Here is a 4,066-nt window from a genome sequence, read left to right on the forward strand (position 1 = left end):
GCCCCAAGACATCATCCAGCCTGAAACCTATCCGCCTCCCCAAATCTCCTACAAAATTCAGGGCGTTTGGTCGCTCACAAACCATTCATACCCCCTCCTCTCGCAGAAAGAAGCGGCCCGCGGAGCGGGTCCGCGGGCCGGTGGGACAGTGGTCCGGTGCCGGAGGTCGTCCGGGCGAGGTCGCCGCCGCGCTCAGCTCAGCGGGTCGTCCGTTGTGTAATGCAGCACGACCGCGATGGTGGCCGCCTTCAGGCTCGCCGCGCCCTCTACGGCCAAATCGACCGGGCGCGGCGCTTCCGCTTCGACCCAGTCGCAGAGCCCGCCCAGCGTCCGGTCGGCGGCGAGTGCCACGCCGATGCTGGCGCAGAGCGTGTCAAAGGCTTCGTCACGGTCGGTGCCCTGCACGACCGCCTCGATCTCGGCCCGATGCTGGTAGTGGTAGGCCAGCGGCGACAGCGTCACCTCCGGCTCCCCCGGCTCGCCGTCGCGCAGGATCAGCAGACCCTCGGTCGGCACGCGCTCGGGCAACACGTCACCCCGTAGTGCGCTGGCGGGCAGCGCCGAGAGCCGCGCGTGCAGCGCGGCGAGGATGGTTTCGCGAGGGGTGGGCATCGAAGCGGGCCTTGTTGGTTTTCCGGTTAATGCGGCAACGGAAGCAGCGAACGGTCGGGAGAATGCTCATTAACCAATTGCTGGCAACTTGCATCCCGCGGTTCGTCGGGAGGTTCCATGCAGCACAATCTACGGGAATTTCTCCGCCACGGCGGCAGCGGTCAGTACGTGTTGGCACGACAGAACGGGGCCGTGTACGGCTACCGTGCGGGCATTTCGATAAAGTCGCTCTTTCCCGGCTACGCCGATCTACGGGCCGATTTCACCGACCAACTGGACCGCGTGATCGACGAAAACACCCGGATGCTGTTGAATGCGCTGACGCCCCCGGACACCGTGCCACGGGTGTCCGAAGACGACCTTCGCGACGTTTCGGACGCGAAGGAGGAGGCGCTGCACCAGTGGGATGCGCGTCTGGCGGCCATCTTCGAGGAATATGAGACCCACCCGCAGCGCCTGCGTCCGTTGCGGGCAGCGATGGAAGAACGTCTTCTTCGGGCCTTCGCGGGTCTGATCAACCAGCTTCGGCAGCAGGATTTGGGGATCGAGCGTTACATCTGGCGCTCCCAAGACGACGCGAAAGTGCGCCACAGTCATGCTGAGTACGACGATCAGGTGTTCCGCTGGGGCGATCCGCCCGCAGGCGGCCATCCGGGACAGGCGCACAACTGTCGCTGCTACGCAGAGCCGGTCACGGCGGGATCGCGGAACGACATCACTCCTATTGAGTATGTTCCCACAGAGAGCGGCTACCCCCTTCAGGATCTCGCAGAACACGAGGCTGCTGGCGGGCACACCATTGAACGGCATGTCGGCAAGAGCGAATCCTTCCTAATCGGCATGGTCAGCGTTCCGGTAGCCCGTACGCTTTTCCAAACGGTCTATCGCTGGTACCATGGTTCTTTCAGTTCGCTTGCGGCTGCGGAAAGACTCACGAACGCGAACCTTTCGCGTAACGCCGCGATCGTGAATGCCGTCGCAACCGGGCAACAGGAGGATGCTATCCTCGAAAGCACTTTCTCCAGCATAACGGGGCAAGAGGCCTATCGGTTGACTCGCGGGACATCCTCACCGATACGACTGCGCCCCACATACTCCGTGAGGACGTACATCCGTCATGCGCCCGCAATGCCGAATGGCTTCATTATCGTGACCTCTTTTCCAAGGAACGACTGACGTGAAAGCGCCCCAAGCCTTCTATGACTTTACGTTGCAGTTCCACCAGGACCTAGACCTAGTCCATCCGGATTGGGCTTCTGATGCCCCGACTGCTCGCCATGAAATCTACCAGAGCTTCCGCCGGCAGTATGGCGATCAGGCGGTGCACGACCTGAACGCCTTTTGCGAAAAGCTGTTGTCGCATGCGCCGGCCGACCTTGAATCCTTTTGGTTCAAGGAATCCAAAGCAGACTGGGTTATTTCCAACGATGGCATCCGGTTGCTTCTCAAGGACTTTCAGACATGGGCGGCCTCTTTGTAAGGAGAGATTGATTCAATCATGAACTCTTGCTCTCCACCCACTTCGCCAAGATCAGCCCCGGCACGCTGTCATGTGCCCGCTCGGCGTCCCTGTCCAGATCCAGCCGCTTCGGCAGCTTGACCTGCGGGACCAGCAGGAAGATCGGCGCGGTGACCTGGTTGCGGCCGGTCTTCGCGCGTGATGCCACAGCGGTGCCCCGCCTGTTGATCCGGGCGCGGTCGGCGACGAGCAGGCTCGGGCCGCGGCGGCGATAGACGAATCTGAGCCGCAGCCCGCGGCGGCGCTCCCATTCGCCGGGGGTGATCTTGCCCCCGCGCAGGCCGCGGCCGGCGGCGGGCGTCGGGATCGCGAGCCAGAAGCCGGTTTTCGAGCGGATCAGCGGGCCGGTGTCGTGGGCTCCGACGATGGCGGGGGCCTTCGACCAGACCAGCGCCGCCGCGCCGATGCTGGTGGTACCCTTGGGCCACGTCTCCGAGCGGATGCTTCTGGCCAGTCGCTGGCCCAGCCCCGCGCCGGTGATCTGGCGGCGCCAGTCGGTCTTGAGCTGTCCGCCGGCCTCGCGCATCGCCGTGGTCACCGCACGCTCGCCCGCCTTGATCTCCGCGGCCATGAGCGCGGTGAGGTCCGGGGTGACGTCGAGTTTCAGTTTCATGTCGGTCGCAGATCCACAGTCCAGACCAGCCGCTCGCGGTCGCGGACGGGCTCGCCCTGGATGAGGAAAGGCTCGCCGTCGATCTCGATCCGGTCGCCCGGGCGCGGGTTCGCAATCTCGGCGATGCGCAGATCCAGCCGAGTGGTCTCCGACCAGATGCGCGCCTCGCCGAAGCCGGCCACGTCATCGGGCCGGCGCAGGATGGCGCGGACCAGTGACGGCGCGCCGCCCTCGGCGGTGTAGACGACGTCGCGCGCGAGATGCGCGTCCGCGAAGAGCGCGTCGAGAGCGACGGCGACGGCGGTCATCAGGTCCGCCGTGCGCTGCGCAGGACCTGCGGGCGGGTGCAGATCGGCAGCGGGTTGGACTCGATCTCGAGCCGCACCCACTCGTCGCGGTCGCGGTCCGGGATCATGCGCGCATAGAGCGGCAGGCCGACGGTGTTGACCGTCTCGAAGGTGTCGGCGGGGGCGTAGTAGATCTCGAAGAGCCCCTCGACACCCTCGGGGTAGAAGTAGGCCTTGTCGGTGGGCACGCCGAAGCCCAGCCCGCCGCGGTAGCGGCGGAAGGTGATGCCGCCGAAGCTGACTTCCTCGCCCACGCGCCCGCGCAGATCGGCCGCCGCGGCGGTGTTGAGGTAGGTCTCGCGCACCTCCTTGTGGGCCACCAGATCGGCGAAGAAGGCCGAGCCGCATTCGGCGCGGATCTGCACCTGGCCGGCGGCCAGGCCGCCCAAGGAATCCTCGACGCTCTCGATCAGCGCCTGGCAGTGCTTGCGCAGCGCGCCCGAGGCCGGGGTCGCGTTGTCCAGATCGAAGTCCACCTCCGCGGCCGGCGTGATGCCGAACTCGGCGTGGTAGTCGATCACGGTGGCGCCGTCCTTCGGATCCTTCACCACGCCCTGGATGCCGTTGAATAGGTGGAACTCGAAGGTGGCCTCGGCGTCGTTGCGGAGCCGGCCGAGCTTGCGCGCCACCTCGGCCTGCACCTGCTGGACGGCCGTCTCCGAGCCGAAGTCGCGGATGGACTGGATTTCCGAGGCCCAGAGCACGTCCTGCTTCTTGAACTGGCGGCAGACGAAGGCCCGCATCTCGCGGCGTTCGGGGATCTGGGACTCGTAGGCCGACCCGCGCTCGGAGAACGGGATGAGCGAGAGCGTGCCGTCGCGGCTCTCGATCATCACGGTGCGCGAGCGCACGCCGCGGGCGCCGAAGAGGGCTGCGCCCGAGAGGATTGCGGGCTTGAAGGGAATGTTCTCCAGCGCACGGGTCAGTTCGATTATGGTGAAGGCATCGCCTTCGAAGATGTCCATGGTGGCCATG

Annotated in this window: 6 protein-coding genes; 2 read left to right on the top strand and 4 right to left on the bottom strand. The window is 65.6% G+C overall.

What is annotated here, in order from left to right; all coding sequences use genetic code 11:
• Window positions 1-192: 192 nt before the first annotated feature.
• On the bottom strand, window positions 193-612 hold the full coding sequence (locus ACH13J_RS18095) for an acyl-CoA transferase (RefSeq protein WP_397544741.1): 420 nt from the start codon (window positions 610-612) through the stop codon (window positions 193-195).
• 117 nt (window positions 613-729) lie between these two features.
• Here ACH13J_RS18095 and ACH13J_RS18100 point away from each other — a divergent pair, with 117 nt between their 5' ends.
• Together ACH13J_RS18100 and ACH13J_RS18105 are read left to right on the top strand one after the other, a co-directional pair.
• Window positions 730-1,788 (top strand): RNase A-like domain-containing protein, encoded by a 1,059-nt coding sequence (locus ACH13J_RS18100; protein WP_397544742.1) that lies wholly within the window; start codon window positions 730-732, stop codon window positions 1,786-1,788.
• Between the two features lies 1 nt (window position 1,789).
• On the top strand, window positions 1,790-2,092 hold the full coding sequence (locus ACH13J_RS18105) for a hypothetical protein (protein ID WP_397544743.1): 303 nt from the start codon (window positions 1,790-1,792) through the stop codon (window positions 2,090-2,092).
• Window positions 2,093-2,108: 16 nt separating this feature from the next.
• Here ACH13J_RS18105 and ACH13J_RS18110 read toward each other — a convergent pair whose 3' ends face one another.
• The 3 genes from ACH13J_RS18110 to ACH13J_RS18120 form a co-directional block, all read right to left on the bottom strand.
• The gene (locus ACH13J_RS18110; RefSeq protein ID WP_397544744.1) at window positions 2,109-2,744 is read right to left on the bottom strand and encodes a DUF6441 family protein; all 636 of its coding nucleotides are present in this window, start codon (window positions 2,742-2,744) and stop codon (window positions 2,109-2,111) included.
• On the bottom strand, window positions 2,741-3,052 hold the full coding sequence (locus tag ACH13J_RS18115; protein ID WP_397544745.1) for a head-tail joining protein: 312 nt from the start codon (window positions 3,050-3,052) through the stop codon (window positions 2,741-2,743). The genes ACH13J_RS18110 and ACH13J_RS18115 overlap by 4 nt, the downstream gene beginning before the upstream one ends.
• Window positions 3,052-4,066 (bottom strand): major capsid protein (locus ACH13J_RS18120; RefSeq protein ID WP_397544746.1); only part of this gene is annotated, 1,015 nt, incomplete at its 5' end. The genes ACH13J_RS18115 and ACH13J_RS18120, both read right to left, overlap by 1 nt.

It is taken from the genome of Roseovarius salis (assembly GCF_044472985.1).
Classification (GTDB): Bacteria; Pseudomonadota; Alphaproteobacteria; order Rhodobacterales; family Rhodobacteraceae; genus Roseovarius; species Roseovarius salis.

Bases quoted from the DNA above. Each gene is read 5' to 3' on its own strand.
- ACH13J_RS18095 (WP_397544741.1), bottom strand. From the start codon at position 612: ATGCCCACCCCTCGCGAAACCATCCTCGCCGCGCTGCACGCGCGGCTC.
- ACH13J_RS18100 (WP_397544742.1), top strand. From the start codon at position 730: ATGCAGCACAATCTACGGGAATTTCTCCGCCACGGCGGCAGCGGTCAG.
- ACH13J_RS18110 (WP_397544744.1), bottom strand. From the start codon at position 2,744: ATGAAACTGAAACTCGACGTCACCCCGGACCTCACCGCGCTCATGGCC.
- ACH13J_RS18115 (WP_397544745.1), bottom strand. From the start codon at position 3,052: ATGACCGCCGTCGCCGTCGCTCTCGACGCGCTCTTCGCGGACGCGCAT.